Origin of the sequence: Streptomyces sp. Je 1-332 (assembly GCF_040730185.1) — a bacterium.
Taxonomy (GTDB): Bacteria; Actinomycetota; Actinomycetes; order Streptomycetales; family Streptomycetaceae; genus Streptomyces.
On the sequence record NZ_CP160402.1, the window covers coordinates 1,483,786 to 1,510,067 of the forward strand.

26 protein-coding genes and 1 pseudogene are annotated in these 26,282 nt (G+C 68.6%); 4 read left to right on the plus strand and 23 right to left on the minus strand.

Going from position 1 to position 26,282, the window contains the following annotated elements:
• Positions 1-6: 6 nt before the first annotated feature.
• The 11 genes from ABXJ52_RS06955 to ABXJ52_RS07005 form a co-directional block, all read right to left on the minus strand.
• Positions 7-915, minus strand: a complete 909-nt coding sequence (locus tag ABXJ52_RS06955) for a diacylglycerol kinase (protein WP_367040183.1) — start codon at positions 913-915, stop codon at positions 7-9.
• 17 nt (positions 916-932) lie between these two features.
• A complete protein-coding gene (gene tatC / locus ABXJ52_RS06960) occupies positions 933-1,895 on the minus strand; it encodes a twin-arginine translocase subunit TatC (RefSeq protein ID WP_367040185.1) in 963 nt (320 codons plus the stop codon).
• Between the two features lie 47 nt (positions 1,896-1,942).
• Positions 1,943-2,236, minus strand: a complete 294-nt coding sequence (tatA, locus tag ABXJ52_RS06965; protein WP_367040187.1) for a Sec-independent protein translocase subunit TatA — start codon at positions 2,234-2,236, stop codon at positions 1,943-1,945.
• Positions 2,237-2,485: 249 nt separating this feature from the next.
• Complete coding sequence (locus ABXJ52_RS06970; RefSeq protein ID WP_367040188.1) at positions 2,486-2,683, minus strand: hypothetical protein; 198 nt, start codon at positions 2,681-2,683, stop codon at positions 2,486-2,488.
• A 9-nt stretch (positions 2,684-2,692) separates the two neighbouring features.
• Entirely contained in the window at positions 2,693-2,944 is a 252-nt protein-coding gene (locus ABXJ52_RS06975) for a hypothetical protein (protein ID WP_367048859.1), read from the minus strand.
• Positions 2,945-2,955: 11 nt separating this feature from the next.
• Positions 2,956-3,954 (minus strand): WYL domain-containing protein, encoded by a 999-nt coding sequence (locus ABXJ52_RS06980; RefSeq protein ID WP_367040189.1) that lies wholly within the window; start codon positions 3,952-3,954, stop codon positions 2,956-2,958.
• A gap of 16 nt (positions 3,955-3,970) precedes the next feature.
• Positions 3,971-4,924, minus strand: a complete 954-nt coding sequence (locus ABXJ52_RS06985; RefSeq protein ID WP_367040191.1) for a WYL domain-containing protein — start codon at positions 4,922-4,924, stop codon at positions 3,971-3,973.
• Positions 4,925-5,104: 180 nt separating this feature from the next.
• Positions 5,105-5,479 (minus strand): FKBP-type peptidyl-prolyl cis-trans isomerase, encoded by a 375-nt coding sequence (locus ABXJ52_RS06990; protein ID WP_367048861.1) that lies wholly within the window; start codon positions 5,477-5,479, stop codon positions 5,105-5,107.
• Positions 5,480-5,525: 46 nt separating this feature from the next.
• Positions 5,526-6,527, minus strand: coding sequence for an FKBP-type peptidyl-prolyl cis-trans isomerase (locus ABXJ52_RS06995; protein WP_367048863.1), 1,002 nt, complete (start codon positions 6,525-6,527; stop codon positions 5,526-5,528).
• A gap of 130 nt (positions 6,528-6,657) precedes the next feature.
• Positions 6,658-8,019: a Pup--protein ligase gene (pafA, locus tag ABXJ52_RS07000; RefSeq protein ID WP_150165878.1), complete on the minus strand. Its 1,362-nt coding sequence runs from the start codon at positions 8,017-8,019 to the stop codon at positions 6,658-6,660.
• A gap of 9 nt (positions 8,020-8,028) precedes the next feature.
• Positions 8,029-9,288: an MFS transporter gene (locus tag ABXJ52_RS07005; protein ID WP_367040192.1), complete on the minus strand. Its 1,260-nt coding sequence runs from the start codon at positions 9,286-9,288 to the stop codon at positions 8,029-8,031.
• 131 nt (positions 9,289-9,419) lie between these two features.
• On the opposite strand from ABXJ52_RS07005, the gene ABXJ52_RS07010 reads away from it, so the two are divergent.
• Complete coding sequence (locus ABXJ52_RS07010) at positions 9,420-10,445, plus strand: LacI family DNA-binding transcriptional regulator (protein WP_367040194.1); 1,026 nt, start codon at positions 9,420-9,422, stop codon at positions 10,443-10,445.
• Positions 10,446-10,521: 76 nt separating this feature from the next.
• Here the strand turns inward: ABXJ52_RS07010 and prcA are convergent, their stop codons facing one another.
• The 6 genes and pseudogenes from prcA to arc form a co-directional block, all read right to left on the minus strand.
• Complete coding sequence (gene prcA / locus ABXJ52_RS07015) at positions 10,522-11,286, minus strand: proteasome subunit alpha (RefSeq protein ID WP_367040195.1); 765 nt, start codon at positions 11,284-11,286, stop codon at positions 10,522-10,524.
• Between the two features lie 60 nt (positions 11,287-11,346).
• Positions 11,347-12,192, minus strand: a complete 846-nt coding sequence (gene prcB / locus ABXJ52_RS07020; protein ID WP_367040197.1) for a proteasome subunit beta — start codon at positions 12,190-12,192, stop codon at positions 11,347-11,349.
• A pseudogene (locus tag ABXJ52_RS07025) lies at positions 12,144-12,339 on the minus strand (recombination endonuclease VII); the annotation flags it as partial. The gene prcB and the pseudogene ABXJ52_RS07025, both read right to left, overlap by 49 nt.
• A gap of 71 nt (positions 12,340-12,410) precedes the next feature.
• A complete protein-coding gene (locus ABXJ52_RS07030; RefSeq protein ID WP_367040199.1) occupies positions 12,411-12,629 on the minus strand; it encodes a ubiquitin-like protein Pup in 219 nt (72 codons plus the stop codon).
• A gap of 124 nt (positions 12,630-12,753) precedes the next feature.
• Positions 12,754-14,265, minus strand: coding sequence for a depupylase/deamidase Dop (dop, locus tag ABXJ52_RS07035; protein ID WP_367040200.1), 1,512 nt, complete (start codon positions 14,263-14,265; stop codon positions 12,754-12,756).
• Between the two features lie 213 nt (positions 14,266-14,478).
• Positions 14,479-16,245: a proteasome ATPase gene (gene arc / locus ABXJ52_RS07040; protein ID WP_367040202.1), complete on the minus strand. Its 1,767-nt coding sequence runs from the start codon at positions 16,243-16,245 to the stop codon at positions 14,479-14,481.
• Positions 16,246-16,499: 254 nt separating this feature from the next.
• On the opposite strand from arc, the gene ABXJ52_RS07045 reads away from it, so the two are divergent.
• Positions 16,500-16,814 (plus strand): ferredoxin, encoded by a 315-nt coding sequence (locus ABXJ52_RS07045; protein WP_367040204.1) that lies wholly within the window; start codon positions 16,500-16,502, stop codon positions 16,812-16,814.
• An 88-nt stretch (positions 16,815-16,902) separates the two neighbouring features.
• On the opposite strand, the gene ABXJ52_RS07050 is transcribed toward ABXJ52_RS07045, so the two are convergent.
• From ABXJ52_RS07050 to ABXJ52_RS07060, 3 genes are all read right to left on the minus strand, one after another.
• Positions 16,903-17,493, minus strand: coding sequence for a hypothetical protein (locus tag ABXJ52_RS07050; RefSeq protein ID WP_367040205.1), 591 nt, complete (start codon positions 17,491-17,493; stop codon positions 16,903-16,905).
• Between the two features lie 207 nt (positions 17,494-17,700).
• Positions 17,701-18,612 (minus strand): tRNA (adenine-N1)-methyltransferase, encoded by a 912-nt coding sequence (locus ABXJ52_RS07055; protein ID WP_160503993.1) that lies wholly within the window; start codon positions 18,610-18,612, stop codon positions 17,701-17,703.
• 49 nt (positions 18,613-18,661) lie between these two features.
• The gene (locus ABXJ52_RS07060) at positions 18,662-20,155 is read right to left on the minus strand and encodes a site-2 protease family protein (RefSeq protein ID WP_367040207.1); all 1,494 of its coding nucleotides are present in this window, start codon (positions 20,153-20,155) and stop codon (positions 18,662-18,664) included.
• Between the two features lie 130 nt (positions 20,156-20,285).
• Here ABXJ52_RS07060 and ABXJ52_RS07065 point away from each other — a divergent pair, with 130 nt between their 5' ends.
• Both ABXJ52_RS07065 and ABXJ52_RS07070 read left to right on the plus strand, forming a co-directional pair.
• Positions 20,286-21,167, plus strand: coding sequence for a RecB family exonuclease (locus ABXJ52_RS07065; protein WP_367040209.1), 882 nt, complete (start codon positions 20,286-20,288; stop codon positions 21,165-21,167).
• A 14-nt stretch (positions 21,168-21,181) separates the two neighbouring features.
• A complete protein-coding gene (locus ABXJ52_RS07070; protein WP_367040211.1) occupies positions 21,182-21,853 on the plus strand; it encodes a response regulator transcription factor in 672 nt (223 codons plus the stop codon).
• 74 nt (positions 21,854-21,927) lie between these two features.
• Here the strand turns inward: ABXJ52_RS07070 and ABXJ52_RS07075 are convergent, their stop codons facing one another.
• From ABXJ52_RS07075 to ABXJ52_RS07085, 3 genes are all read right to left on the minus strand, one after another.
• Complete coding sequence (locus ABXJ52_RS07075) at positions 21,928-23,514, minus strand: ABC transporter substrate-binding protein (protein ID WP_367040212.1); 1,587 nt, start codon at positions 23,512-23,514, stop codon at positions 21,928-21,930.
• 69 nt (positions 23,515-23,583) lie between these two features.
• On the minus strand, positions 23,584-25,191 hold the full coding sequence (locus ABXJ52_RS07080) for an ABC transporter substrate-binding protein (RefSeq protein ID WP_367040213.1): 1,608 nt from the start codon (positions 25,189-25,191) through the stop codon (positions 23,584-23,586).
• 321 nt (positions 25,192-25,512) lie between these two features.
• The gene (locus tag ABXJ52_RS07085) at positions 25,513-26,214 is read right to left on the minus strand and encodes an HAD family phosphatase (protein WP_367040214.1); all 702 of its coding nucleotides are present in this window, start codon (positions 26,212-26,214) and stop codon (positions 25,513-25,515) included.
• Between the last annotated feature and the right edge of the window lie 68 nt (positions 26,215-26,282).

The following is a 26,282-nucleotide window of genomic DNA, read 5'->3' on the forward strand; positions in this document are numbered from 1 at the left end:
TCTGCCTTACGGTTCCTGCGGCCCCTCGGGGCCAAGGACCCGCACGGCCCCCGGCACGCAATCCGCCGTCAGCGGCAGCCCGCCGAGCTGCTCCCCGTCCGCGTACCCCGTGACTCCGGGGGCGGCGAGCTCCACCTTCGAGGCGCGGAACACCGTGACCTTGGGGTGATCCAGGTGCGTTCCCTTGTAGACCCGCGGGAAGACCTTCAGGAGCGTCGTACGGCTGCAGTCGCCGACGACCGTGACGTCGAAGAGCCCGTCGCCCATGTCGGCCCGTGCGCAGATCCGCATGCCCCCGCCGTACGAGGATCCGTTCCCCACGGCCACGAGCGTCGCGTCGATCTCGTGGACCTGTGTGTCGTCCAGCGTGAGCCGGAACGGTATGGGCCGGAAGGCCGCCAGCTCGACGGCCATCGCCAGGTCGTACTTGAAGCGTCCGGTGGGCCAGCGCATCCGGTTGCCGCGGTCGTTGACCCGGGAATCGAAGCCGGAGGCGAGCACGGTGCCGAACCACGTCTTGCCCACCCGCCCCAGGTCGACGTCGCGGGTGCGCCCCGCGTCGAGCGCGTCGGCGATGACGGCGCCCGCGGCGGCCGGATCACGCACCGGGAGCCCGAGGGCACGCGCGAAGTCGTTTCCGGTGCCCACGGCGATCACACCCAGGGGCGTCGAGGTCCGCGCGACGGCCTGCAGCGCGAGGCTCGCCATGCCGTCACCGCCGACGGCTATCAGCGCGCGCGTGCCGGCGTCCACGGCGTCGCGCGCCCGGCGCAGCGCGTCGGCGGAGTCCTCCCCGATGACCGTACGTACGGAGTAGCCCGCGGCCCGCAACGCGGAAGCGGCCGGCTGCGCCGCGTGGGCGCCCCGGCCGCGGCCCGCGGTGGGATTGACGAAGAGCGTGATGTCGCTGGTCACGGCGGGACCCTACAAGGTCACGTCACGTCGTCGAAACCGTTTACCCGGTCTCGCTTCGCTCCGTCGCCGCTCGCCTGCTCGGGCAGCGCCCTGTTCGCGGACACGGGCTCGATCTCGCCGACGTCCTCGGGCGTGAGGTCCAGCTCGGACGCCTCGTCGTCATCGGGCTTGGCCGCCTCGATCCTGGCCTTGCGCCGGTCGTTCAGGAGCGAGAAGGCGGTGGCCGCGAAGTAGAGCACCCAGATCGGTCCGGCGAGGGCCATCATGGTCAGCGGGTCCGTGCTGGGCGTCGCCACGGCCGCGAAGACCGTGATGCCCATGATCATGCCGCGCCACCAGCCGAGCATGCGCTTGCCGGTGATGACTCCGGTGAGGTTGAGCATCACCAGGAGCAGCGGCAGCTCGAAGGAGAGACCGAAGACGACCACCATGCGCGTGACCAGGTCGATCAGCTCATCCAGCGGCAGCTGGTTGTCGACGCCGCCGGGTGAGAACTCAAGGAGCACGCGCGCCATCGTCGGCAGCGTCTTGTACGCGAAGAACGCGCCGCCCATGAACAGCGGGAAGCCCGCGCCCACGAACGCGTACGCGTACTTCTTCTCGCTCTTGTGCAGACCGGGCGCGATGAAGGCCCACAGCTGGTACAGCCAGATCGGCGACGCGAGCACCACACCGGCCATCAGTGAGATCTTCAGGGCGAGCGTGAACGGCGTGATCAGACCGTTCAGCACGATGCGCGCGCAGGTCTCCTCGCCGCCCTTGTCCGCCAGCTCGGCGAAGCTCGACTCGCACCCTACGGAGCTCAGGATCGGGTTCGTGAAGAACTCGATGATGTCCTTGTAGAAGAAGGCAGCGACGATCGCGACGACGATGATGGCCAGCACGGCCTTCGCGAGCCGGTTGCGCAGCTCGCGCAGGTGCTCCGCAAGCGGCATCCGCCCCTCGGGATCCTGTTCCTTCTTGCGGGCAGACTTGAGCAACCCACGTCCTCATCTCGTGCGGCAGGCCGGCCGTCGCCGGCCTTGGATCAGCGCTGAGTGGTGCTGTCGGTGGGCTCGGTGACCGGGCGGGAGCTGGATACGTCGCCGGGCGCGGCCTGGATGGTGCGCTGCTGAGCGGCGGAAGGGTCGCCGGGCGGGTCGGCCGGGGCGGCTTCGTCCTTCTTGCCGTCCGACTTCATCGCCTTGGCCTCGCTCTTGAGGATGCGCGCGGACTTGCCGAGCGACCGGGCCATGTCGGGAAGCTTCTTCGCGCCGAACAGCAGAATGACAACGACGAGAATGAGAATGATCTCGGGGGCGCCGATCTTTCCGGAAAACATACGTCTTTACCTTCTCACCGAGGCGGCAGGGGCGGGGCTGGCGGACAGGTCGGACCTGCTGTCCGGCCACCGTGCTGACAGCGATCGTAACGCTCGGGGGTGAACGCAGGGCAATCCCTGTGCGTACCCCCAGTTGCGGCCCGCGCCTCGCCTGCCGGGCTACGTCAGCAGCGTACCTTCCGGACTGGGGAAGTTGACAGGCCGCGGTGTCGATGCGCGTCTCATGGGCATCGAGCTCGGGCACAGGCCCTAGGGGACATCCCGGCTCGCGCGGGCCACGCCCGTCGCCGCCGCCTCGAGATCCTCCGCCGCGCGGTTGATCCGCTGCGTGGTCCGCGTCACTTGAGTGCTGAGGCGCTGCGCCTCGATGAAGACCCGAATCGCCAGTACGCCGAGCACGGCGAGGCCACAGAACCCCGCGGCAATCGCCAGCATCGCCCAGAACATGCGCCGAGCCTAGACGGTCGAGTGCAGACGCAGGGTCCGCACCCCGCCGCCGGTGAGCAGTTCGACGATGCGCTCGCCCGCGGGCTTGCGCACGGCGTTGCCGCATTCCGGGCAGGTGAACGAGTAGAAGGTGGTGCGGGCCGAGGCACCGATGGCCAACCGCAGGGCGCCCGCGGAGAGTTCGAAGCAGGCGCGGCAGTCGGGGCAGGCGGCCTTGAAGAGCACAGGGGCGATTCTCGACATTCCGGGAATCTCGGACATAAGGCTGGTGTTCAACGCCCTTGCTCCTGCCTGCCGTACGACCCGCCGGGGTGTTCGTCCTGCTCGTCATACGCCGCCAGGGCCTCGCGTGCCGCCAGCCGTGCGCTGTCCGCGAGCGCCGCCGGGGAGACGATGTGCCCGTCCCCGCCGAGCCGCAGCGCGAGCCTGCGCAGTGACGTGGGGTCCGGGGTGCGCAGCGTGATCCGCAGGCCGCCGTCGGGCAGTTCCTCCGCGCTGTCGTGGGGGTAGTACTCGGCGACCCAGCGGCCGCCGGGGCCGACCTCGATGACCACCTCGGGGTCCTCCGCCGCGGGCTGCACGAGCCCCTCGGAGAGATCACGCAGCTCGACCTCGGGCGGCGCGGACGGCTCGTCCAGGATCCTGATCTCGGCCACCCGGTCGAGGCGGAAGGTGCGGCGCGCCTCGGAGAGGTAGCACCACGCCTCCATGTACGTGTGCCCGACGGCGAAGAGGCGGATCGGGTCGACCTCGCGCTCGGTCAGCTCGTCGCGCGCCGGTGAGTAGTAGCGCAGCCATAGCCTGCGGCGCTCGGAGATGGCGCGGTCGACGTCGGCGAAGACACCGCCCTCGGACTCGAAGGTCACCGAGAGCCGCGCGCTGGCGCCCGCGTTCTCGCCGGCCGCCGTCTCCAGCTTCGCGGTGGCGCGCACCAGCGCCTGCCGGTCGCTCTCGCGCAGCCCCGGGAGCGTGGAGACCGCGCGGGCGGCCACCAGGAGCGCGGTGGCCTCGTCGGCGGCGAGCCGCAGGGGGGCCGCCACGTCGTCCGGGTTGTGCCACCAGATGCGGTCGCCGTCGGTGTCGATGTCCAGGAGGTCGCCGCCGCGGAAACTGGTCCCGCACAGTGGCAGTACGTCCAGGTCGGAGATCAGCTCGTCCTCGGTGATCCCGAAGGCACGGGCGACGTCCTGCACGTGGGCGCCGGGGCGCTCGCGCAGATAGGTCACCAGGGAGAGCATCCGCCGGGTCTGGTCGATGGCGTTCGAGGCCATGGTCTGTATATCCCCCTCAGCCCTTGGCCACGGCGCGCAGCCGGTCCACCACGTCGGCCCGCAGCTCGGCGGGGCCGATCACCACCACGTCGGGCCCGAACTCCACCAGCCAGGCGTCGAGCCCGTGCCCGTACGGAATCTCCAACTCGTCCCACCCCTCGCCCAGTTCACGTATATGGGCGGCCTTGGCGCGCAGCGGGTAGCCCGCGCCCGTCCGCAGCCGGATCAGGGCGGAGCGGTCGGCGCTCTCCCCCGCCCAGCTCGCGACGGTCTCGCGCACCGTGACCACATCGGGGATGTCGGCGGTGAACTTGCCGGCGCGGGCGCGGACCTTCCCGGTGATGCGGGAGAGCCTGAAGACGCGCTCGGCGCCTCGGTCACGGTCCCAGCCCGCGAGGTACCAGTGACCGCGCCAGCACTCGAGCGCCCACGGCTCGACGTGGCGCTGCTCGGGGCGGGCGGCGGTGGCCTTGCGGTAGTCGAAGACGACGGGGCGGCGGTCGCGGCAGGCGAGCATCAGCGGCTCGAAGGACGCCTCGTGCACGGGGATGCGCGGTTCGAGCGCACTGTGCGTCCCGTACGGGTCGACGTCCTCCGGCAGGCCGGCGGCGCGCAGCTTCTGCAGGGCGCCGCTGGCGGCTCCGGCGAGCCTGGCCTGCTGCCAGACCTTGGCCGCGAGGCCGAGCGCGGCGGCTTCCTCGGCGTCGATGGTGATGGGCGGCAGGCGGTTGCTGTCGCGGCGGGCGAGGTAGCCCACCTCGCCGTCGAGATTCTCCACCGTCTCGATGACCAGGCCGAGTTCACGCAGATCGTCCTTGTCGCGCTCGAACATCCGGTTGAAGGAGTCGTCGGACCCCGCCTCCAGATAGGCCTCGATGGACTCGCGCAGTTCGCGCTTGCTGAGCGGCCGCCGCGTCCCGAGCAGACACAGCGCCAGGTTCATCAGCCGCTCGGCCTTGGCAATGGCCATCGACGCCCTTTCTCAACAGTGCTTCCGACCGCCGACCGTACCGCCCCGGGGTGTCGTGGGAAAAGCCGAGGCCCATGCCGGAACCGGCATGGGCCTCGAGGGACAGGTCTGATCAGACCCTGTCCTCGGACATCGCGCAGTCGTCGCTCGGACGTCGCGCAGTCGTCGCTCGGTCGTCTCTCAGACGGCGACGAGGTCGCAGACGAAGATCAGCGTCTCGCCGGGGGCGATACGGCCGCCACCGGCGCCGCGCTCGCCGTACGCCAGGTGCGAGGGGATGGTCAGCTTGCGGCGGCCGCCGACCTTCATGCCCTGGACACCCTGGTCCCAGCCTGCGATGACCTGACCGGCGCCCAGCTGGAACGCGAGCGGGTTGCCGCGGTTCCAGGAGGCGTCGAACTCTTCACCGGTGGAGAAGGAAACTCCCACGTAGTGGACCTGCACGGTGTCGCCGGCCTTGGCCTCCGGGCCGTCGCCCTCCCAGATGTCCACGATCTCGAGGTCGGTGGGGACCGGGCCGTCGGGGAAGTCGATCTCGGGCTTGTCGATGCTCACGTTGCTCATGCTCCTGCTTTGATACGAATGGCCAGCTGGGACAGTGTTACATCTTCGCGAGGATGTCCACGGTGAAGACCAGCGTGGAGTCCTTCTTGATGGGGCTGCCCTGCGGCGGCTGGTCGCCGTACCCGAGCTTCGGGGGGACGACGACCAGGACGCGGCTGCCGACCTTCTTGCCGGTCAGGCCCTGCGCCCAGCCCTTGACGACCTGCGCCAGCTGGAACGAGGCCAGCTCGTTCCTCTTGTACGAGGAGTCGAACTCCTTGCCGTCGGCCCACAGCACGCCCTTGTACTGGCACAGGAGGCTGTCGGTCTCCTTGATCTCCTCGCCGTCGCCCTCGAGGATGTAGTTCGCCACGAGCTTCTTCGGGGCGTCCTTCTTCGGGACGTCGATCGAGGGGGCCTTGCCGTCCGTGTTCGTGCCGACCTTGGGCAGGTCGATGTTGGACTGCGCGACCTCCTTGCCCTTGGCCGAGCTCTTGGAGCTGAACGTGCCCACCAGATCGACGACGAAGACCAGCGTGTCGTCGCCCTTGATGCCCGCCTGCTTGTTGCCCTCGGTGCCGTAACCCATCTTCGGCGGGATCGCGAGCTCCACACGGCTGTCGAGCTTCTTGCCGACCAGGGCCTGGTCCCAGCCGGGGATGACCTGAGCGGTGCCGATCGGGAAGACGGTGGGGTTACCGCGGTCGTACGAGTTGTCGAAGACCTTGGCCGTCGCCCAGATCTGGCCGAGGTAGTTCGCCTGGAGGTAGTCGCCCTTCTTGACCTCGGCGCCCTTGCCCTGGATCAGGGTCTTGACCGCCAGGTCGGAGGACGGCTTCCCGGACCCCTTGGCGATGGTCGGCTTCTGGCCGAACTTGTTCCCCTTCGTGATCTCGGGCACCGGCCCGTCCACGATCTTCGCCGTCGGCGCGGCCGAGGTCGAGTTGGAGGGCGACGGGCTGTCGCTGGACTTGGCCTTGTCGGCCTTCTTGTCGTCACCACACCCGGCCAGTGTCAGCAGGCCGGCCGGAACAGCAAGGAGGAGTGAGCGTCGGCGCACGGTGGGGGCCTCGTATCGGTCGATCTTGTCGGTTGGCGTGCGCGCAACTCTACGCATGGAGAAGGGCGCCGTACGAGGAACGTACGGCGCCCCGCGTTGCGTTCCCGCAACGCACCTCCTGTATCAGGGATTACATTCCGGCGATCAGTTTCTCCACCCGGTCGTCGACCGATCGGAAGGGGTCCTTGCACAACACCGTGCGCTGTGCCTGGTCGTTGAGCTTCAGGTGCACCCAGTCGACCGTGAAGTCACGGCGCTGCTCCTGGGCCCTGCGGATGAAGTCGCCGCGCAGCCGCGCGCGCGTGGTCTGCGGCGGCACCGACTTGCCTTCGAAGATCTTCAAGTCGTTGCAGATACGGGCGGCTTGCCCCTTCTTCTCCAGGAGGTAGTACAGCCCGCGACGGCGGTGGATGTCGTGATACGCGAGGTCTATCTGCGCGACTCGCGGATGCGACATGGTCATGTTGTTCTTCGCTCGGTACCGCTCGATGAGCTTGTACTTCATGACCCAGTCGATCTCGGTGCCGATGCGGTCGAGGTCCTCGGCCTCGATCGCGTCGAGCGTGCGGCCCCACAGCTCCAGGACCTGCTCGACCGTGCCCGTGCGGATGCCGCGGCGGTCCACGAAGTCCACGGCCTTCTCGTAGTACTCGCGCTGGACCTCGAGGGCGGAGGCCTCGCGGCCGCTGGCCAGACGCACCTTGCGCCGGCCCGTGATGTCGTGACTGACCTCGCGGATCGCCCGGATCGGGTTCTCCAGGGTCAGGTCGCGCATCACCGTGCCCGCCTCGATCATGCGCAGCACGAGGTCGGTGGCTCCGACCTTCAGGAGCATGGTCGTCTCGGACATGTTCGAGTCACCGACGATGACGTGCAGCCTGCGGTAGCGCTCGGCGTCCGCGTGCGGCTCGTCGCGGGTGTTGATGATCGGCCGGGAGCGGGTGGTCGCGGAGGAGACCCCTTCCCAGATGTGCTCGGCACGCTGACTGACGCAGTACACGGCGCCGCGCGGAGTCTGCAGCACCTTGCCCGCGCCGCACAGCAGCTGTCGCGTGACGAGGAAGGGAATGAGGATGTCCGCGAGCCGCGAGAACTCCCCGTGCCGGGCCACCAGATAGTTCTCGTGGCAGCCGTAGGAGTTTCCCGCCGAGTCGGTGTTGTTCTTGAAGAGATAGACGTCGCCCGCGATTCCCTCCTCGTGCAGGCGGCGTTCGGCGTCGACGAGCAGGCCTTCCAGAATGCGCTCGCCCGCCTTGTCGTGCGTGACCAGCTCGGTCACGTTGTCACATTCCGGTGTTGCGTATTCCGGATGTGACCCGACGTCAAGATAGAGGCGGGCGCCGTTCCGCAGAAAGACGTTGCTGCTGCGGCCCCATGAGACAACACGGCGGAAGAGGTAGCGCGCCACCTCGTCAGGCGACAGACGGCGCTGTCCCCTAAACGTGCACGTGACGCCGTACTCATTCTCCAGCCCGAAAATGCGGCGGTCCATGACTGAACATTACGCCTGATGCCCTGCCCTGAAACCGGGTTCGACGGCACCGTTTCGATCATTTTCCGATGAACCCGCAACGACCGCCGGATCAGCGGGGACCGCGAGCACCCGAGCCGTGGCCAGCAGAACGAGCAGCGCGGCGACACCCGCACCCCCCGGAACGGCGAAACCCCATACCGTCCCACCCCACTCCACGACCGGCCCCGCGACCGCCGTGCCGAGCGACGCGCCGACCGTGAACGTGGTCACGAGCCAGGAGAACGCCTCGGTGACCGTGCCCCGCGGCGCATGCCGGTCCACGATGATGAACGCGCACGCGAGCGCCGGCGCGAGGAAGACTCCGGCGACGGCCGCGAGGCCCGTCATGGCCACCGCGCCCGGCGTCAGCGTCAACGGCCAGTAGCAGAGGGCGAGCAGGGCCACCAGGACGGTCAGCCGCCGCTCCGGCACGCCGGCCCACTGCCGCGCCCCGTACACGGAACCGCCGACAAGGGCTCCCAGCCCGAGCGCCGCCATCATCCAGCCGTACACCGCGTCACCGCCGTGCCCGTCCGCGTACGACACACCGGCGACCGTGATGGAGCCGAGCGCCATGCCGATGAAGAGGAAGGCGCCGAGCAGCGCGATGAGCCCGGGTGAGCGCAGCGCGCCCAGCCAGTGCGCCTTACGGGGAGCCGAGCGCCACGCGCGCGAGGGCTGCGACATCACCACGGAGAGGGCACCGAGCACACCGATGACGTTCACCACGAGCAACGCGGCCTGCTCCGACCAGAGCGCGACGCAGGCCGTGACGAGCAGCGGCCCGACGGTGAACATGATCTCCTGGGCGATGGCGTCCATGGCGTACGCCTTGTGCACCTGCTCCTCCTTGCCGAGGACGCTCGGCCACAGCGCGCGCAGGCCACCTTCGAGGGGCGGCGTGAAGAGGCCCGCCACCCCCACCGCGACATACGCCACGCCGAGCGAATCGGGCCCGGTGAAGGCGAACGCCGCCATTCCGAGGGCAGAGACGGCCGCGGAGGGAAGCTGGATCCGCGGCTGCCCGTACAGGTCCACCAAGCGGCCGAGCAGCGGCTGGCCCACCGCGTTGGCCACGCTGTACACCGCTGCGAGGGCGCCGGCCAGGCTGTAGCTCCCGCCCTCGGCGCGGATGAACAGCACGATGGCGATCGCGGCCGTCGCGTTCGGCAGCCGGCCCACCAGGGTGCCTGCGAGCAGCCGCCCGGCGTGTCTCGTCCGAAGAATCTCCGTGTATCCACCAGCCATGATTCCCGCCCCTCTCCCTGCGCCGCCGCGCCGAGGTTTTACGTATAACGTCGAGCGTCATACGTACCATGAGCGCTCACCGCGGGTCCATCCCGATCTCCCCCGCGGCACCGACCAGGGAGGTACCAGTAGTGGCCGGGCCAGAGCAGGAGACCACAGGGCCACGCCCCACGAGCCGCGACGTCGCACGCGCCGCCGGGGTGTCCCAGGCCACCGTCTCCCTCGTGTTCGGCGACAAGTGGCGAGGACGCGTCGCCGAGCGCACCGCCGAACGCGTCCGGGCCACCGCCCGCGAGCTCGGCTACCGGCCGAACCTCGCCGCCCGCAACCTCCGCCTCGGGAGTACCAGGACGGCCCTCCTCGTCGTCCCGGCCCTCACCAACGAGTTCTTCGCCCGCGTCTACACCGGAGCCGCCCGCGTCGCCGCCGAGAACGGCTTCGGCGTCGTCCTCTACCCCTCCCCCGAGGGCATCGGCCCCGCCCGCGACCCCTTCGACTCCAGCCGCGCCGCCCTCGACGGCATCCTCGCCTCCTCCATCGCCTCCGACGCCCTCGCCACCATCCAGGGCGACGCACTCCCCCTGGTGATGCTCGACAGCGACCCCGCGGGCAGCCTCGGCGCGGCCACCGTCAACCTCGACATCGGCGACGGAATGCGCCGGACCGCCGAGCACCTGCTCGCCCTGGGCCACCGCGACTTCCTGCACCTCACCGCCGACGTCGACTCCTGGACCTTCGACGTCCGCTCCGACGCCCTCACCGCGGCGCTGACGGGCACCGACGCGGTCCTGCGCACCGCTCGGGCACTCCTCACCGTCGAGGACGCCCGCTCGGCCACCGAGGCCGCCCTCTCCGCACCCGGACCCCGCCCCACCGCGCTCGTGTGCGACGACGACATCCTCGCCGCGGGCGCCTGCAAAGCGGCCCGCCGCCTCGGCCTGCGCGTACCCGAAGACCTCTCCGTGACCGGCTTCGACGACCTCACCCTCGCCACCGCAGTGGAACCCGAACTCACCACCGTGCGACTACCGGCCGAGCAGTTCGGCGAACGCGGCATGACCTCCCTGCTCGCCGTCCTGGAAGGCCGCACACCCCAGGCCGACACGCTCCCCGTCGAACTGGTGATCCGAGGCTCGACGGCCCCCGCCGCCCGCTAGACACCTTCTGGACATACGTGTGCCCCGTGTCCCGGCCACAGGGCCGGCACACGGGGCACACGAGAAACAGACTCACCTACTCCTCATCGGAGTCGGCATCCAGCTCTTCGTTGTCGGACGCAGCATCCGTAGGAGCCGACGCGCCCCCTTCGAGCAGCCGCGCGAGCTGACGCCCGACGATCCGCTTGAACTTGCGCTGCTGCGGCCGCGTACGGTCGAGCACCGCCACCTCCAAGCGCTCCGCGGGGATCTCCCGCTCGCTGCCGTTGGTGTCACGGGACAGCGACTGCACCGCCAGCTTCAGCGCCTCGGCGAGCGTCATCCCGTCACGATGGCGCTGATCGAGAAACGCGCTGATCTGTTCGGCGTTGCCACCGACCGCGACCGAGCCGTGCTCGTCCACGATCGAACCGTCATGCGGCAGCCGGTAGATCTGATCGGCGTCGGCCGTCTCACCCACCTCGGCGACGACCAACTCCACCTCGTACGGCTTCTCGGCCTGGCTCGAGAAGATCGTGCCCAGCGTCTGGGCATAGACGTTCGCGAGCCCACGGGCCGTCACATCGTCACGGTCGTACGTGTACCCCCGCAGATCCGCGTACCGCACACCGCCGATCCGCAGGTTCTCGTACTCGTTGTACTTGCCGGCGGCCGCGAAGCCGATCCGGTCATAGATCTCGCTGAACTTGTGCAGCGCACGGGACGGGTTCTCGCCGACGAACACGATGCCATCGGCGAACTGCAGCACAACAAGACTGCGACCACGGGCGATGCCCTTGCGGGCGTATTCCGCCCGGTCGGCCATGGCCTGCTGGGGTGAGACATAGAACGGCGTCGACACCGGCTATCCGTCCCTTTCTGTCAGTGACTGAAACTGAAGTCAGTGGCGAATACGGATCGATCAGAGCAGCGAGGCCCGCGGGCCGTCGGGCTGCTCCAGGCGCCGCTCCAGAATCGAGCGGGCGATCTCGGAGGACTCCTCGTCCCCCAGCCGCCGGAACCCCTCGTCGGAGATCACGGTGACGATCGGATAGATCCGGCGGGCCACGTCCGGACCACCGGTCGCCGAGTCGTCGTCCGCCGCGTCGTACAGCGCCTGCACGACGAGCGTCGTCGCTTCCTCCTCCGACAGGTCCTTGCGGTAGAGCTTCTTCATCGCCCCACGCGCGAAGACCGAACCAGAGCCGGTGGCCGCGAAGCCGTGCTCCTCGGAACGGCCGCCCGTGACGTCGTAACTGAAGATGCGCCCCTTCTCGCGGTCCACGTCATACCCCGCGAAGAGCGGGACAACGGCCAGGCCCTGCATGGCCATTCCCAGGTTCGACCGGATCATCGTCGACAGCCGATTCGCCTTGCCCTCCAGGGAAAGCGTGGCCCCCTCGACCTTCTCGAAGTGCTCGAGCTCCAACTGGAAGAGCTTGACCATCTCCACGGCGAGCCCGGCGGTGCCGGCGATGCCGACCGCTGAGTACTCGTCAGCCGGGAAGACCTTCTCGATGTCGCGCTGCGCGATCACGTTGCCCATGGTCGCCCGCCGGTCACCGGCGAGCACCACGCCACCGGGGAACGTGGTCGCCACGATGGTCGTGCCGTGCGGCGCCTCGATCACACCCTGCGTGGGCGGCAACTGCCGGTTGCCCGGCAGGATGTCGGGCTGATGCTCGGACAGAAAGTCCATGAACGACGAAGAACCAGGCGTCAGGAAGGCAGCTGGTAGACGCCCGGTGCTACGAGTGTTGGCTTCCACGCGTTTCCTTCCAGGTAAGTGACGGCCGGGCGCTGAGCGCCGGGAGCGTATCCCAACTCGCCGGTGGCCGAATTGCAGTTGAAGCGAATTACGTCTGAACGGCTGTTCGTCACGGACCCTACCCGCCTCGCAGCGGTGATCCACATGTGCGGTCCAGGGCGTTGAGGTGCGTGGCCCGATACCGTGCCACGCCCTCCCCGCGCCGCGTCCGCCAGGCTCTACTGTCCGCCCTTTTGTACGAACGAACGTACGAAGTCCTCTGCGTTCTCCTCGAGCACATCATCGATTTCATCGAGAACGGAGTCCACGTCGTCGCTCAGCTTCTCCTGGCGCTCCTTGAGGTCTTCGGAGCCCTGCGCTTCCTCAGCCTGCTCCTCGACCTCCTCGTTGGTACGCGTGGCCTTCTGCTGTCCGCCGCCGGTGTCCTTGGTCGCCATCTACCTCACCCCGCTCGTTAGGTGCGATGTACTTGATCAGACCCTATAAGCCAGGCCTGACATCGGCCCCGTAGTTACTGCAACGTCCGGGGACCACCTCGATGATTCCCACACGCCGGGTCTTTCAGCCTCCGGAGAGCACCCGTACCAGATCCTCTGCCGTGCGGCAGCGGTCAAGGAGCTCCTTGACGTGGTTGCGCGTGCCGCGCAGGGGCTCCAGCGTGGGCACACGCTGGAGGGAGTCGCGGCCGGGGAGATCGAAGATGACCGAATCCCACGAGGCCGCGGCCACGTCGTCCGCGTACTGCTCCAAGCACCGGCCGCGGAAGTACGCGCGCGTGTCCTCCGGCGGCTTGGTCTGGGCGCGCTCGACCTGTGGCTCCTCCAGGAGGCGCTTCATCTTGCCGCGGGCCACCAGACGGTTGTAGAGGCCCTTGTCGGGCCGTACGTCCGCGTACTGGAGGTCGACCAGGTGCAGTCGTGCCGCGTCCCAGTCGAGGCTGTCACGGCGGCGGTAGCCCTCCATGAGTTCTCGTTTGGCGACCCAGTCGAGCTCTCCGGAGAGGCTCATCGGATCGCTCTCCAAGCGGCCGAGGACGTCTTCCCAGCGGGTCAGGACGTCCTTGGTCTGTTCGTCGGCGTCGGAGCCGTACCGCTCCTCGACGTATTTGCGGGCCAGCTCGAAGTACTCCATCTGGAGCTGGACAGCGGTGAGTGTCCGCCCGCTACGGAGCGTGATCAGACGCTTGAGGGTCGGATCGTGGGAGACCTGGTGGAGGGTGCGCACGGGCTGGTCGACGGCGAGGTCCACCGCGATGAAGCCGTCCTCGATCATGGCGAGGACCAGGGATGTCGTGCCCAGCTTGAGATACGTCGAGATCTCGGAGAGGTTCGCGTCGCCGATGATGACGTGCAGACGGCGGTACTTCTCGGCGTCCGAGTGCGGCTCGTCCCTGGTGTTGATGATGGGCCGCTTGAGGGTCGTCTCCAGCCCCACCTCGACCTCGAAGTAGTCGGAGCGCTGGCTGAGCTGGAAGCCGTGCTCGTGCCCGTCCTGGCCGATGCCGACGCGTCCGGCGCCGGTGACGACCTGGCGGGAGACGAAGAACGGCGTCAGGTGGCGCACGATGTCCGAGAAGGGGGTCTCCCGCTTCATCAGGTAGTTCTCGTGCGTGCCGTACGAGGCGCCCTTGTTGTCGGTGTTGTTCTTGTAGAGGTGGATCGGCTGGGCCCCGGGCAGCTGTGCGGCCCGCTCGGCCGCCTCCGCCATGATGCGTTCGCCGGCCTTGTCCCACAGGACGGCGTCCCAGGGGTTGGTGACCTCGGGTGAGCTGTACTCGGGGTGCGCGTGGTCCACGTAGAGGCGCGCCCCGTTGGTGAGGATCACGTTGGCGAGGCCGATGTCCTCGTCGGTGAGCTGGCTGGCGTCGGCGGTCTCACGGGCGAGGTCGAAGCCCCGCGCGTCCCGCAGGGGGTTCTCCTCCTCGAAGTCCCAGCGGGCGCGTCGCGCCCGGTGCATCGCCGCGGCGTAGGCGTTGACGATCTGGGACGAGGTGAGCATGGCATTGGCGTTCGGGTGGCCGGGGACGGAGATGCCGTACTCCGTCTCGATGCCCATTACTCGCCGTACGGTCATGCGGCCCTCCTTGCCCGGCGGCGCTCCCCTTCGGGAACGGCGCTCAAGTACCGCTGGTTCTCCGGTGCGTGTGCGGTGCCCGTCCCCGCACTGCGCGACTCGGCGGTACCGAAGAGCCTAGAGCGCCTTTGCGCTGGTGGGGAGATCATTGCGTTCATTGAAAAACAGACAGCTGCGGGTACCCACGAAGGACACCCGCAGCCGCCCTGCTTTCTACAGGTACTGACCGGTGTTGGCCACCGTGTCGATGGAGCGTCCGGTGTCCGCGCCCTGCTTTCCGGTGACGAGCGTACGGATGTACACGATCCGTTCGCCCTTCTTGCCGGAGATGCGGGCCCAGTCGTCCGGGTTGGTGGTGTTGGGCAGGTCCTCGTTCTCCTTGAACTCGTCGATGCAAGCCTGGAGGAGGTGAGAGACCCTGATGCCCTTCTGGTCGGCGTCGAGGAAGGCCTTGATGGCCATCTTCTTGGCGCGTCCGACGATGTTCTCGATCATGGCGCCGGAGTTGAAGTCCTTGAAGTACAGGACTTCCTTGTCGCCGTTGGCGTACGTCACCTCGAGGAAGCGGTTCTCCTCGGATTCCGCGTACATCTGCTCCACGACGGACTGGATCATGCCGTCCACGGTGGTGCGCCGGTCGGCGCTGTGTTCGGCGAGGTCGTCCGCGTGCAGCGGGAGCCGCTCGGTGAGGTACTTGGCGAAGATGTCCTTCGCCGCCTGGGCGTCCGGGCGCTCGATCTTGATCTTCACGTCGAGCCGGCCCGGCCGCAGGATCGCCGGGTCGATCATGTCCTCACGGTTGGAGGCACCGATGACGATGACGTTCTCCAGGCCTTCCACGCCGTCGATCTCGGCGAGCAGCTGGGGGACGATGGTGTTCTCCACGTCCGAGCTGACGCCGGATCCGCGGGTGCGGAAGAGGGATTCCATCTCGTCGAAGAAGACGATGACGGGGGTGCCCTCGCTCGCCTTCTCCCTCGCACGCTGGAAGACCAGGCGGATGTGACGCTCGGTCTCACCGACGTACTTGTTGAGGAGTTCGGGTCCCTTGATGTTGAGGAAGAAGCTCTTCCCCGCTGCCGCTCCGGTCACCTCGGCGACCTTCTTGGCAAGGGAGTTGGCGACGGCTTTCGCGATCAGCGTCTTGCCGCAGCCGGGGGGCCCGTACAGCAGGACGCCCTTGGGCGGCCGCAGTTCGTGCTCCCTGAAGAGGTCCGGGTAGAGGTAGGGCAGTTCGACCGCGTCGCGGATCAGCTCGATCTGGTTGCCCAGACCGCCGATCTGCTCGTAGCCGATGTCCGGAACCTCTTCGAGGACGAGCTCTTCGACCTCGCTCTTGGGGACCACTTCGTAGACGTACCCGGAGCGGGGTTCGAGCAGGAGTGCGTCTCCGGGGCGGATGGTGACGTCGAGGAGTGGTTCGGCGAGCCGGACCACCCGCTCTTCGTCTGTGTGTCCGACCACCAGGGCGCGCTCGCCGTCCTCAAGGATTTCCTTGAGGGTGACGATGTCTCCCACGCTCTCGTACTCCATGGCCTCGACCACGTTGAGCGCTTCGTTGAGCATGACTTCCTGGCCACGCCTGAGCTCTTCGAGCTCCACGCTGGGGCTGACGTTCACCCGGAGCTTGCGGCCCCCGGTGAAGATGTCAGCGGTGCCGTCCTCGTTCGCCACGAGGAAGACTCCGAAGCCGGCCGGCGGCTGTGCGAGCCGGTCGACTTCCTCCTTGAGGGCCACGATCTGGTCGCGGGCCTCACGGAGCGTGTTGGCGAGCCGCTCGTTCTGTGCGGATACGCCGGCCAGGTTGGTCTGCAGCTCGACGATCCGCTCTTCGAGAATCCTCGTATGCCGCGGAGAGTCGGCGAGCTTGCGTCGCAGGACGGCGATTTCCTGCTCGAGATAGGCAACCTGACCGGCGGGGTCCTCAGACCCTCGCCCCGGCCGGATGCCGCGGTTGATGTCGTCGTCGTGGGCTGCCACGGTCCTCACCTCCTCCAAGGGGAGCTGGACGCTTCCAGACCCTACCTGGGTGGGTGTCGATTGAAACCCCTAGATCACAAAGACGGTAGAGGTGTGTCCGATCTTCACCCTTGCGCTCTCCCTCACGTCAGGTCATTACCCACCCAACAACATCGGAAAGCGGGCGGTTGTATCGTCGAAGCGTTCAACACCCGTCAGGGTGGGCCCGACTTGCTGCTGAGTCGGCTCACTCGGCGTGACGACCGGCAGGAGAGATGACCGTGGGAGACAAGGCCGGTACCGGCTCCGAGAGCCGTGATCCGCTGGAGGTCTGGATCGACCAGGACCTCTGCACCGGCGACGGCATCTGTGCGCAGTACGCGCCTGAGGTCTTCGAGCTGGACATCGACGGACTGGCGTATGTGAAGAGCGGCGATGACGAGCTGTTGCAGGCTCCGGGCGCCACAACGCCCGTGCCGTTGCCGCTTCTGCGTGACGTGGTCGACTCGGCGAAGGAGTGCCCGGGCGACTGCATTCACGTGCGACGCGTTTCGGACAGGGTCGAGGTCTATGGTCCCGACGCGGCCTGAGACCGCGAGCTTCGCGAACTGACGCATGGACAAGGGCCTGTGCCCGCCGCTGGTCGGCGGGCACAGGCCCTTTGTCGTGTCTCTCCGGTCACACGCTGTGCGCCCCGGCCGGGGTGGACCGCGCGAACGTGCCGTCCTTCCATTGCCACTTGGCCTCGTCCTGGAGGTCGGGGCAGCAGCTGGGCACGTTCGGTGACGAGTACCCGAGGAGGGTGGCGGTGATCACACCGTCACGTACGGCGAAGTCGCTGACGTTCTGGCGGTCCTTCGGGTCGACGAGGGTGGCGACGACCCGGGGCTTGCCCTCCGTGGGGCGCGTGATGACGTAGACGCCGTCGGGCGGCGTGCCCGATCCCGCGGCGCAGTGCACCACGGCGACGCTCTCCGGTCGGCCGTCACCGTCGAGGTCCCCGGAGGCCTTCTTCTTGACCACGGGTTTTACGTTGCCGCAGGTGAGGGGGTAGGTGACGGTGGCCGGGTCCGGGGCGAGGGCGGGCGCGGGGGCCGGGGCGGCCGCGGTCTTGCCGGCGGGCCTGGAGCCCGGCTGGGCCGCGTTCGCGGGGTCGGGCTGCAGGAAGGACGAGCCGGCGATGACGGCGGCGAGCGCGGCCGCGGTGGCCAGCCAGTGGATGGGGCGGGTGGTGTTGTGTGCCAGTTCCGGGACGGCGGGGTGCTGCACGAGGAGTGTCTCCTGTGAGGGCTGTGCCGGTGGGGGAGGTGGCCAGCATCGTGCCATACCTCACAGTGGTGCGGAACACCGGGGTCGGCGGCTTTCGCGAACGGAAAGGCGCCGCCGCCGAGTTCCCCGGTCTCGGGGGGAACTCGGCGGCGGCGCCTGTGCGTTCAGCGGTTGTACGTGGGGTGGGTGTCGGCGGTGCCGGGTGTCTCAGTCTTCCGCGCGGGGGGTGCCGCCGCCGGCGTTGGGGCCGGTGTAGTCGTCGCCGTAGGCGCCCTTGGAGGGGCGGCGGCGGCGCATGGGCGGCTCGACGCCGTCCGCGAGGCGACGGGCGGTGAGCAGGAAGCCGGTGTGGCCGATCATGCGGTGGTCGGGGCGGACGGCGAGGCCCTCGACGTGCCAGTTGCGGATCATCGATTCCCAGGCGGTCGGCTCGTTGAAGCCGCCGATCTCGCGGATGGACTCGACGGTCCTGGCGAGCTGGGTGGTGGTCGCGACGTAGCAGCAGAGGATGCCGCCGGGGACGAGCGCCTTGGAGACGACGTCCAGGCACTCCCAGGGGGCGAGCATGTCGAGGATGACGCGGTCGACGTCGGTGTCGCTCAGGTTGTCCTGGAGGTCGCCGACGGTGAGCTGCCAGGCCGGGTGGGGGGCGCCGAAGTAGCGCTCCACGTTCTGCTGGGCGATCTCGGCGAAGTCCTCGCGGCGCTCGTACGAGTGCAGCATTCCGTCGTCGCCGATGGCGCGCAGGAGGAAGCTGCTGAGCGAGCCGGAGCCCACACCCGCCTCGACGACGCGTGCGCCGGGGAAGATGTCCGCGAAGGCCAGGATCTGCCCCGCGTCCTTGGGGTAGACCACGGCGGCGCCGCGGGGCATGGACAGGACGTAGTCGGGGAGCAGGGGGCGCAGCGCGAGGTAGGCGACGTTTCCCGTGGTGCGGACAACGCTGCCCTCGGGAGCACCGATCAGCTCGTCGTGGGGGAAGGAACCCTTGTGGGTGTGGAAGTTCTTCCCGGCCTCGAGCGTGAACGTGTAGTGGCGGCCCTTGGGGTCGGTCAGCTGAACCTGGTCCCCGACCTTGAAGGGCCCGCGTCGGCGGGCGGCACCGGTCGGTTCGGACATGTGAACAGCCTACCGGCCCGTTCGGGGGCCGAGGACCAGGGTGGCGGCGTCAGCTGGGGCGGGCCATGGCCTTGACGAAGGCGCGCTCCACGTCGGCGGCGGACAGCACTCCGTAGATCTCGCCGGAGGCCTCGACCACGAGGTACTCGGTGGCGGGTGTCGCCCGGAGGGTGTCGAGGAGTTCCTCGCCGGCGAGCTCGGCGGAGATCCGCATGCCTTCGGTGATGTCCTGGGCGAGGCCGCTGACGGTGACCCAGGGGCGGCGGTGCTCGGGCACGCCGACGATGGCGGCTTCGCGGACCACCGACATGGGGTCGCCGTCGGTGTCGACCACGACGAGAGCGCGGGCGCCGGAGTCGTTGGCGCGGCGCAGGGCCTCGGAGAGCGGGGTGTGCGACTCGACGGGGACGGCGCGGCGGGTCAGGGCGCGGGCGCGGAGCTCGGGCAGGTGCTCGCGCAGGCGGGCCATGCGCAGGCTGTTTCCGGCGCCGGTCCAGATGATGGCGGCGAGGATCGCGGCGAGCAGGGCGTCGGTGACGGTGTCCATGCCGCCGATGTCCTGGGGCTCGCCGCCGAGTGCGCCGGACTGGTTGAGCAGCGGCAGGCCGATGAGGACGGAGATGGCGAGCGCGCGGCCGACCCAGGCGGCGGCGATGGTGCCGCTCATGGGCTTGCCGGTGATCTTCCAGACGACGGCGCGGAGCATGCGGCCGCCGTCCAGGGGCAGGCCCGGCAGGAGGTTGAAGGCGGCGACGATGAGGTTGGAGATCATCAGTCCGGCGAGCAGGACGCCGGGCACGGTGCCGGGCTCGACGAGGCGCATGGCCCCGTAGAAGACGCCGGAGAGGACGAGGGAGAGCAGCGGGCCCACGAAGGCGAGGACGAACTCGCGTCCGGGGGTCTCGGACTCCTTCTCGATCTCCGAGACGCCGCCGAAGAACTGCAGCTGGATGCGTCGAACGGGCAGTTTGTAGCGCAGGGCGACGACGGTGTGCGCCAGTTCGTGGACGAGTACGGAGGCGTAGAAGGCGACGGCGAAGAAGAGCGAGACGAGGTAGCGAAGGCCGCCGAGCTCCGGTAGGACGCGGTCGAGCTGGCCGCCGAAGACCCAGGTGATCAGGGCCGCCACGAGGAACCAGCTGGGCGCCACGTAGACGGGCACGCCGAAGGGGCGTCCCATCAGGAGCCCTCCGCCGGGGCTCTTCTTGTCCTGGGGAGGCGTGGCCTTCGGGGCGGGGCCGTGGGTGGCGTGCGCGAAATCGGGGTGGGTGTCGTGCGGTGCCTTCGGTGTCGCCCCGGGCGTGTCGTGCGGGGTCTTGGTGAGGCGGTCGGCGGGCCGCGGGGGTTCGGCCGCGGGGCGTGGTTCTTCCTCGGGGGCCTGCCGGGGTTCCTCTTCGCGTGCCTGCCGGGGTTCCTCGTCGCGTGCCTGGGGCCGGGCGGTGTCGTCAGTGCTCTGCGTGCCCTCGGAGCCTGCTTCGGCACCCGGTCGCCGACCGTCGGTGCCGTCGGATAGCGGCCTGCCGCTTCCGCCGCTCTCGTCCACGATGTCCCCTCGTTCGATCAGCGTCCCTCGCCCCTGTCCGGCGCGGTACACGCTCGATCATGCAGGGCGAGAGGGTCTGTCGTCGATGGTATGCGGCCGTTGTCAGTGGCGGGTCGTAGGGTCTGTCCTCATGGAAACCAGCACCGACGGTGTCGTGACGGCCGTGCGTCCGGCGTCCCTGTCGCCCTCGCGCGCCAGTGACTTCATGCAGTGTCCGCTGCTCTACCGGTTCCGGGTGATCGACAAGCTGCCGGAGAAGCCGAGCGAGGCGGCGACCCGCGGCACGCTGGTGCACGCCGTCCTGGAGCGGCTCTTCGACGCGCCCGCGGGCGAGCGGACGGCGACGAGCGCCAAGTCGCTGATCCCGGGGCAGTGGGACCGGTTGCGTGAGGCCAAGCCGGAGCTGACGGAGCTGTTCGCGGACGACGAGCGGGGTGAGCGGCTCGCGCGCTGGCTGGCGGACGCGGAGAGGCTCGTGGAGCGGTGGTTCACCCTTGAGGACCCCACCCGCCTGGAGCCCGCGGAGCGCGAGTTGTTCGTGCAGGCCGATCTGGAGTCGGGGCTGAGGCTGCGCGGCATCATCGACCGCGTGGACGTGGCGCCGTCGGGTGAGGTGCGGATCGTCGACTACAAGACGGGCAAGGCCCCGCGCCCCGAGTACTCCGAGGGCGCGCTCTTCCAGATGAAGTTCTACGCCTTGGTGGTGTGGCGTCTTAAGGGTGTGGTCCCGCGCCGCCTCCAGCTCGTCTATCTGGGCAGCGGCGACGTGATCACGTACGACCCCAGGACCGAGGATCTGGAGCAGGTCGAGCGGAAGCTGCACGCGCTGTGGGAGGCGATCACGCTCGCCACCGAGACGGGTGACTGGCGGCCGAGGCCCACGAAGCTCTGCGGCTGGTGCGACCACCAGGCCGTATGTCCGGAATTCGGCGGGACTCCCCCGCCGTACCCCCTTGCGGTGAGGGTGCCCGAGTCCGAGGAGGGCGCGCAGGGCAGAATGGCCCCGGGCTAGCGAAGGAGAGTTACGTGGCGATCCGTGTCCTACTGGTCGACGACCAGCCGCTGCTGCGCACCGGGTTCCGGATGATCCTGGAGGCCGAGCAGGACGTCGCGGTCGTCGGCGAGGCCGGAGACGGCCTGCAGGCTCTCGACCAGGTGCGGGCGCTGCAGCCCGATGTGGTGCTCATGGACATCCGCATGCCGCGGATGGACGGTGTGGAGGCAACCCGGCAGATCACCGGGCCTGACCGGGACGGACCTGCGAAGGTCCTGGTCCTGACCACGTTCGACCTGGATGAGTACGTGGTGGAGGCGCTGCGCGCGGGTGCCAGCGGCTTCCTGCTCAAGGACGCCCCGGCGAACGAGCTGGTGCAGGCGATCCGGGTGGTGGCGTCGGGCGAGGCGATGCTCGCGCCGAGCATCACCCGCAGGCTCCTGGACAAGTACGCCGGTCATCTCCCCTCGGGCGACGAGCCGGTGCCGGACACCCTGCACACGCTCACCGAGCGGGAGGTCGAGGTCCTCAAGCTGGTGGCGCGCGGTCTGTCGAACGCGGAGATCGCGGCGGACCTGTTCGTGAGCGAGACGACGGTCAAGACGCATGTGGGCCATGTGCTCACGAAGCTGGGCCTGCGCGACCGGGTGCAGGCCGCCGTGTACGCGTACGAGAGCGGGCTGGTGCGGCCGGGCGCCCAGTAGGCGTCGAAGAAGCTGGACGAACGACGACGGTGGCCGTCCCCGAGGGGGCGGCCACCGTCGTATGTCCGTGGGGATCAGGCCTTGCTGAGCTCCCAGAAGCGGAACACGGTCGACGCGTCGAGGCACGACTCGACGCCGTACACATCGTCGGAGATGACCGCGTACTGCTTGGCCTGCCAGACGGGCAGGATCGGCAGCTCGTCCGCGACGATGTCCTGCAGGTCGGAGTAGTCCCCGTCGGTCTTGGTGCGGTCCGTCTCGGCGGCGGTGCCGGGGATGATCTTCCCGGTGATGTCGCTGTTGCGGTAGCCGTTGTCCAGGACGTTGCCCTTGCCGAAGAACGGCTGCGTGAAGTTGTCCGGGTCCGGGTAGTCCGGCACCCAGCCCTTGACGTACACGCCGTACTTGCCGGACTTGATGTCCCGTTCGTACTGGCTGAATTCGACCGACTTCACGTCGGCGTCGAAGAGACCGCTCGCGTTGAGCTGCTTGGCGATCGCCTTCAGCTCCTGGTCGGTCGCGGGGCCGTAGCGCGAGGGCGTGGACCAGAGCGTGAGCTTGACCTTGCCGCTCAGGCCCTCCGCGCGCAGGGCCGCCGCGGCCTTGGAGCGCTGCGGCCGTGCGCCGTAGGTGTCGAAGAAGGCGGTGTTGTGGCCGCCGATGCCGGCCGGGACGATCGAGTACAGCGGCGTGGCCGTGTCCCGGTAGACGTCCTTGACCAGGGCGTCACGGTCGAGCAGGTACGCCATGGCCTTGCGGACGCCCAGCTTGCCCGCCACCGGGTCCTTCATGTTGAAGACCAGGTGCTGCACCTCGGCGCTCGTGCCCTCGACGACGTCGATGTTCTGGCTGGCCTCGGAGGTGTCCGCCTCGATGTCCGCGATGTCGTTGGCGGCGAGGCCTCGGTACGCGATGTCGATCTTGTCGTCCAGGAGCGCCTTCTTCAGGCCCTTCTGGTCGTCGTGGAAGAACTTGAGCGTGACGCCCTTGTTCTTCACCTTGGCGGTGCCCTTGTAGTCGGGGTTGACCGAGAAGACCGCCTGCTCCTTGTCGAAGGAGTCGAGCTTGTACGGCCCCGAACCGGTGGCCTCGCCACCGCCGCGCAGGGCGTCCATCTCGTACGAGGCGTGGTCGACGATGGAACCGGCGCCGGACGCGATCTTGCTGGGGAAGGTGGCGTCGGCGTACTTGAGCTTGAAGACGACCTTCTTGGCGTTCGGGGTCTCGACGCGGTCGAGCATCGGGAACATGATCGCCGGACCGGCCTCGTCGTTGATCTTCATCATGCGATCGAAGGAGTACTTGACGTCCTTCGAGGTCAGCGCGTTGCCGTTGCTGAACTTCAGACCGTCCCGCAGCGTGCACTCGAAGACCTTGGTCTCCGTGTCCGTGAACCCGCACTCCTTGGCGGCCTCGGGCTCCGGCTCGGTGCCCCCGTTCGGGAAGCTCAGCAGGGACTGGAAGACGTTGTTGAAAAGGAGCCATGAGCCCGGGTCGTAGCCCGCCGCCGGGTCGGTGGCCAGGACGTCGTCCGACATCCCCATCACCACCGATTCGCCGTCCTCCCCCGCTCCGCCCGAGTCCGATCCGCAGCCGGTCAGCAGGGCGGCGGCCAGTCCTCCCGTGAGGGGGAGGGCCAGCCACTGGTTACGCAATTTCACGTACGTGCCTTGTCGTTGATGTCCGTCGGTGGAGCGAAGCCCGGCGGTGTGTGCCGGTGTGGGCGGAGGTCAGCCGCTCACACCGCGGCCGAGCTCCCACAGCTGCAGGTTCGAGGAGGAGTTGAGGGCCCACTCGACGCCCGTGATGTCGTCGCGGGCGGCGATGTACTGCCGGCCCTGCCAGAGGGGGAGCACCGGCACCTCATCGGCGACGATGTCCTGGATCCTCTGGATGCTCTTGGATGCGGTGAGCCGGTCGGCCTCGCGGCGCGAGTGCGGGATCAGCTCCTCGTTGATGGTGCTGTTCACGTACGGCGAGCCGAGGAAGTTGTCCTCGTCGAGGAACGGCGCGAGGAAGTTGTCGGCGTCGGGGAAGTCGGGGAACCAGCCCATCCCGTAGACGTCGTAGGCGCCCTTCTGCTCGGCGGGCCTGAAGGTGCTCCAGGCCGTGCCCTTGATCGACACGTCGAAGAGGCCGCTGGCGTTGAGCTGCTTCTTCAGGAGCTCGAACTCCTTCTTGGTGCCCGGGCCGTAGTGGTCGGTCGTGTAGTTCAGGGTGAGCTTCACCGGGGTGCTGATGTCGGCCTTCCGCAGCAGGCTGCGGGCCTTGGCGGGGCTCGGGTCGCCGTACTTGTTGAAGAACGAGTTGGTGTGGCCCGTGATCGTGGTCGGTACCAGGGAGTAGAGCGGCTCGGCCGCGTCGCCGTACACGCCGGTCGCGAGGGCGCCGCGGTCGACGACCTGCGCCATGGCCTGACGGACGGCCTTGGACTTGACGGTGGTGGCGTCCGTGTTGAAGCCGAGGTAGCGGATCTCGAGGCCGGGCGTCTCGACGAACTCGATGTTCTTGCCCGGGTCTTCGCCGAGCTGCTTGATCTGCTCGGGCGACATGGTGCGCGTCATCATGTCGATGTCGCCGCTCTTGAGGGCGTCGCCCATGGCGTCGGTGGACCCGTAGTTGCGCAGCTCGATCTTGTCGCTCTTGGGCTTCATCGCGCCCTTGTAGTTCGGGTTCTTGGAGAACGTCGTCTTGACGAGCTCGTTGCCCTTGATCTCCTGCTCGGCGGTGTAGGGGCCGGAGCCGTCCACCGCGAAGCCGTCGCGCAGCTTGTTCTTGCCGTAATGCTCCGAGCTGATGATCCCCGCGGTGGGCGTGGCCAGCTTGTACGGGAACGTCGCGTCGGGGCTCTTGAGGTGGAAGACGATGCCCCGGTCGCCCTGGGTCTCGATCGCGTCGACATTGGCCACCAGGCCGTCGGAACCGCTGGGGTCCTTGACCTTGATGTCCCGCACCCGCTCGATGGAGAACTTCACGTCGGTGGCGGTCAGCGGCTTGCCGTCGGCGAACTTCAGGCCCTTGCGCAGGGTGCACTCGTAGCGCTCGTTGCCGGTGTCGGTGAACCCGCACCGCTGAGCCGCCTCGGGCTCCGGGTCGCCGCCTCCGCGCGGCATGGCCATCAGCGTCTGGACCGTCTGGCGCAAAATGTTCCAGGAGCCCGCGTCATAGGCGTACGCCGGGTCGAAGGGGGCCGGGACCTCAGCCGAGGTGGCGAACCGGTCCGTGGTGCCGACGGCGATCGCGTCGTCTCCCCCACCGTCGCCCGCCCCACCGCACGCCGCGAGGGCGGGAGCGAGCAGGCCTACGACGGCCGGCAGCACCAAAGTCTTACGGTTCATGCTCGACGTTCTCCAGAGCTGTTGATCCCGTCCGGACCGGCAACGAGGGGTGGGGTCAGTCGGTCCGTGAGGGCGGGGCGATGTTCTCGCGACGACATTAGTCCGCACCACCAGGAGGGCTGGAAGGGACCGGAGTTGACCCTCAATCACGCAGCGAAACCGGGCGTGGACGCACCGATAACCCGACACGGGAAGGTTTCGTGAGGTTCCCCTCAATCAGGACACAACGTCACTCCACAACTCGCCCATAACGGTGCGCCCGCACAGCCGTGACCCGCTGTCGACCCCTCAGGGAGTGGGAAAGGTCACAGCTTCAACTGTTCAGCGGTTTCCGGCCATCAGTCCTTGCAGGAAGCGCAGGTCGACATGTTCGAGCGAGGGGACGACGGTCCTGCCGGAGGCCGGTGCGATGGGCGCGACGGACGGTACGGCCACCACATGGCAGCCCGCGGCCTCGGCCGCCGCGACGCCGGTGGCGGTGTCCTCGATGACGGCACATCTGGCCGGTTCCGCGCCAACCCCCGCCGCCGCGAGAAGGTACGGGTCCGGGTGCGGCTTGGTCCGGGTGACCTCGTCGCCCGCGACGGTCAGCGTGAAGTGGTGGGCCCCGATCGAGTCGAGCACGCGGTCGATGATGCGCCGGTGCGACGCGGAGACCAGCGCCATCGGCACCTCGTGCGCCGCTAGCTCGGCCAGGAGTCTCGCGGCGCCCGGCATCAGCGGCAGGGCGCGGCCGATGCGGTTCTCGAAGCCGTCGTTGAGCAGCACGGTCAGCTCGGGAACCGTGATGTCGGCTCCCGTGGACGCGATGAGGAACGCGGCGCTGCGCGTCATGGGGCCGCCGACGACGACGTCACGCCAGGCCTCGTCGAGCGTATGTCCGAGCGCGGCGAAGACCTCGACCTCCGCATCCCACCAGAACCCCTCGGTGTCCACGAGTGTTCCGTCCATGTCGAGGAGCACCGCCTGCAGGGCGGAGCCTTCGGCCGTTCGGGTACCGAGCGCGGGAACCGTACTGGTCATCCGGGCACACCTCCATAAGGGACGAGAAGGCCGGTTGCCCCCTGGTGACGGGTGGGCAACCGGCCTGC

Coding starts and splice junctions, on each gene's coding strand:
- ABXJ52_RS06985 (WP_367040191.1), bottom strand. CDS start 4,924: ATGGCCATTGCCAAGGCCGAGCGGCTGATGAACCTGGCGCTGTGTCTG.
- ABXJ52_RS06980 (WP_367040189.1), bottom strand. CDS start 3,954: ATGGCCTCGAACGCCATCGACCAGACCCGGCGGATGCTCTCCCTGGTG.
- ABXJ52_RS07065 (WP_367040209.1), top strand. CDS start 20,286: ATGGAAACCAGCACCGACGGTGTCGTGACGGCCGTGCGTCCGGCGTCC.
- ABXJ52_RS07005 (WP_367040192.1), bottom strand. CDS start 9,288: ATGGCTGGTGGATACACGGAGATTCTTCGGACGAGACACGCCGGGCGG.
- ABXJ52_RS07055 (WP_160503993.1), bottom strand. CDS start 18,612: ATGTCCGAACCGACCGGTGCCGCCCGCCGACGCGGGCCCTTCAAGGTC.
- pafA (WP_150165878.1), bottom strand. CDS start 8,019: ATGGACCGCCGCATTTTCGGGCTGGAGAATGAGTACGGCGTCACGTGC.
- ABXJ52_RS06975 (WP_367048859.1), bottom strand. CDS start 2,944: ATGTCCGAGATTCCCGGAATGTCGAGAATCGCCCCTGTGCTCTTCAAG.
- ABXJ52_RS07085 (WP_367040214.1), bottom strand. CDS start 26,214: ATGACCAGTACGGTTCCCGCGCTCGGTACCCGAACGGCCGAAGGCTCC.
- tatA (WP_367040187.1), bottom strand. CDS start 2,236: ATGTTTTCCGGAAAGATCGGCGCCCCCGAGATCATTCTCATTCTCGTC.
- dop (WP_367040200.1), bottom strand. CDS start 14,265: ATGACCGTACGGCGAGTAATGGGCATCGAGACGGAGTACGGCATCTCC.
- ABXJ52_RS07080 (WP_367040213.1), bottom strand. CDS start 25,191: ATGAACCGTAAGACTTTGGTGCTGCCGGCCGTCGTAGGCCTGCTCGCT.
- ABXJ52_RS07030 (WP_367040199.1), bottom strand. CDS start 12,629: ATGGCGACCAAGGACACCGGCGGCGGACAGCAGAAGGCCACGCGTACC.
- ABXJ52_RS06970 (WP_367040188.1), bottom strand. CDS start 2,683: ATGTTCTGGGCGATGCTGGCGATTGCCGCGGGGTTCTGTGGCCTCGCC.
- ABXJ52_RS07045 (WP_367040204.1), top strand. CDS start 16,500: ATGACCGTGGGAGACAAGGCCGGTACCGGCTCCGAGAGCCGTGATCCG.